This is a genomic window from Nocardia jiangsuensis (genome assembly GCF_042650385.1).
In the GTDB taxonomy this organism is placed as follows: domain Bacteria; phylum Actinomycetota; class Actinomycetes; order Mycobacteriales; family Mycobacteriaceae; genus Nocardia; species Nocardia jiangsuensis.
The window spans coordinates 1-689 of sequence record NZ_JBHSAX010000020.1; the positions used below are offsets into that span (position 1 = coordinate 1).

The 689-nt window shown below is 70.8% G+C and carries 1 protein-coding gene; it reads left to right on the plus strand.

The window, feature by feature from the left end:
• Positions 1-689 (plus strand): lytic transglycosylase domain-containing protein (locus ACFO0B_RS26055; protein WP_378615331.1); only part of this gene is annotated, 689 nt, incomplete at both ends.

Here is a 689-nt window from a genome sequence, read left to right on the forward strand (position 1 = left end):
GCGCGCGAGTTGCGGGCGGTTGTTCCGCCTGCCGACGGTGCTGTTCCGGTGGGTGGGGGGCCGGTTCTGCGGAGTATCGCGTTGCCGTCGGGGTCGGGGTTGCTGGGGATTCCGGAGGTGGTGTTGGCGGCGTATCGGAATGCGGAGCTGGCGTTGGCCTCGGCGCAGCCGGGGTGCGGGGTGCCGTGGAGTCTGCTGGCGGGGATCGGGCGGATCGAGTCGGGGCATGCCGGTGGGGGTCGGACGGATGCGGCGGGGACGACGGTGACGCCGATCTTCGGTCCGGCGTTGGATGGGTCGTTGCCGGGTAACGAGGTGATCGCGGCGTCGGGTGGCGGGTTCGTGCGGGCGGTGGGGCCGATGCAGTTCCTGCCCTCGACGTGGGTGCATTACGCGGCGGACGGTAATGGTGACGGTGCGTCGGATCCGCACAATGTGTTCGATGCGGCGTTGGCGGCGGGGAAGTATCTGTGCAGTGGGGGGTTGGATCTGCGGGATCGGGCGCAGGAGTTGCGTGCGGTGTTGCGGTACAACAATTCGATGTCGTACGCGGCGGATGTGTTGAGTTGGTCGGCGGCGTATCGGACGGGTGGTTCGCCGTCGGCGGGGCGGGTGTCGCCGGAGGCGATCGTTCCGGGGTCGGGGGGCTGGGGGACCGCGCCCGGCGTGCTCGCCGCCTCCGCGCCGGG